Annotated in this window: 2 protein-coding genes; both read right to left on the reverse strand. The window is 36.3% G+C overall.

Annotated elements, in window-relative coordinates:
• On the reverse strand, positions 1 to 1,644 hold a 1,644-nt coding region (locus DZ60_RS23740; RefSeq protein ID WP_206538662.1), incomplete at its 3' end, for a discoidin/SUN/FTP domain-containing protein.
• A gap of 150 nt (positions 1,645 to 1,794) precedes the next feature.
• Positions 1,795 to 2,351 (reverse strand): carbohydrate-binding protein (locus DZ60_RS23745; protein ID WP_152537506.1); only part of this gene is annotated, 557 nt, incomplete at its 5' end.

The following is a 2,351-nucleotide window of genomic DNA, read 5'->3' on the forward strand; positions in this document are numbered from 1 at the left end:
AACTTGCCACCAAGCATTTGGTCCTTGTGCAGCAGTAACTGAACCGCCTCCAAAATTTCCGTTAGTATCGCCATCAATAGCACGTGAGGCTGCGGCATTATTTAAAGTTGTAGACTGCGTTGCTACACCATTTAGTGCTAGGTTTTCATTTTCATTATCGTCATCGTCATCGTCATCGTCATCGTCATCATCGTTGTTATCACCTTCAATAACTAAGAATTTGCTAACAAAAGGAGCATGACGATAATTGTCATCACCGTTCTGTCTAGCTGTAATGCGCGTAGTTCCCGCACCAACAATTTTGATTTTATTGTTAACAATAACCGCTACTTCAGGGTTTGCACTAATATATGAAACTGTTAAACCAGAGCTAGCAGTAGCACCAGGTGAAAAATCAGCATCTCCGACTTCTTTTGTTGGAAGATTAGGCATTGTAATAGATTGTGCAGTCTTAGCTTCTTCTTTTACCAAAAAAGCACATTCAGGTCTAACATAAGGCTCAAAATCAATTTCATTCTCCTCCATTTTTTGATTAACGTAGGTCAAGACAGCGTCTTCGTCAGCAATTATTGTTCCATCAGTAGTAGTCCCTGAAAAAGTAACTGCCCCGCCAGCCATAGTAATTTTCTTTACCATTCTATAAGCTACTTCATTAGTCATTCTTAATGTAGCATTAGCCACAGACCATTGCTGCCTCATAGGCAAAAACATATGCTTTAAAATACTTTTACCTTCTAAAATCTGATAGTTATCCTCTTGAATATCTGGAATCGTAAATTCTTCATGTGCCCATGAATCACCTCTACCACCTTGTCCTAAAGGAAAGATATGTCCTCCAGTGAAATCACCCTCAACATCGTTCATTTCATATTTTATAACACCATAAGGATCGGGATCGTCATCATCGCAACCATCTAATAATACGGTCATATTACTACCATCTGGATTTTTGAAAACCGACTTGTCTGTATTTATTGAAAAAATCATATTTGGGTCAAGTTCACGCATCATCGCTACAAGTTGGAGATTTCTTACGTTCATAGCAGCAGCATCTAGCCAATACCCATCTACGCCCATTTCTTTAAAACGTTTCATATAGCCTTCCATTAGATTGGTTCTGGCCGCATATTCATCTCCATTAAAGTATTGATTTACATATGCATACCATTCATCGGCAGCTTCATCTGAAGTATCTACTGCTGTAAATTCCTTACAGTTAAGATATAAAAGAACTTTTTTTCCAGCATCCTTAAATACTTTGATTACATCAATGATGACTTGTTCGTTACTATAACCAGTCTCTTCATCGATTGCTGGCACAAACTCTTCACTTATAACAAAGTCAGGATTTCCAGTTACCGCATGAACATTCGGATTGTACCTTAATGTAAATTTATTTGTTCTAGCATTTTGTGTCATGTTAGTAAGTACATGACCCATAGTGGGATATTTAGCGACCATCTCTTCAGCTCCTGCTACATAATCATATCCTTTTTCATCAACATATTGATCTAATTGAGGACCACCCCTCACATATAGACGGGCTCCCCAAGACCCTTCTAACCATGATGCGTTGGGTTCTTGAGCAGTTAACATGCTAGGTAAAATACATAATAATATTAATAACAAATAAAGTCTATACATTTGTGACAAAGGTCTGCCTTTAAAAAAAGCGAATAATTTTTGATTGTTTTTCATAATGACTACTAATTATAATTTTTCAAATTCGAGACTAGTTTATTAGTTAATAGAGATTCGGACGGTTACATTGCATCCGAATCCCTATATTTTGTTTTATTCTTTAATTAATTTTCCTGTATACGTAGCGTAATCATTAGTCGCTTTTATTAAGTATAATCCAGGAGTCAAACTACTTGCATTAATCGAAGTTGTCCCTTCATTTAGGGTACCAGTAACTATGATTTTACCGGTAGCATCTTTAATTGTATATTTAGTTGTAAGTGAGTTGTTTAGTTTTATTATGAACTTATTTTTTACCGGGTTAGGATAAATTAATAGTGCGTTATCTGAAGGTATTGTACCAGTATTTTTTGCTTGGTCACTAGAAAATTCTATCCAGTTTAAATTCATTAAATACCCATTACCGCCTGTAAATACTACATACACATCATGAGTGCCGCTTACCGTATTCATTACATCTGCACTTACAGTATTATAAGTAGTCCATGAATTTGTAGTTTCAACGGGAATCGTTGCGAGTAAGGTTCCAGTAATGCTATCGGCTCTAACTTCAATATTTCCACCAGCAGTTCTACTTGATACACGTGCATCAATAGAACTGGCACAGCTAAGATCAATATCACTAAACATAGACCAATCACCATTTTGTA

The organism is Aquimarina pacifica (genome assembly GCF_000520955.1).
In the GTDB taxonomy this organism is placed as follows: domain Bacteria; phylum Bacteroidota; class Bacteroidia; order Flavobacteriales; family Flavobacteriaceae; genus Aquimarina; species Aquimarina pacifica.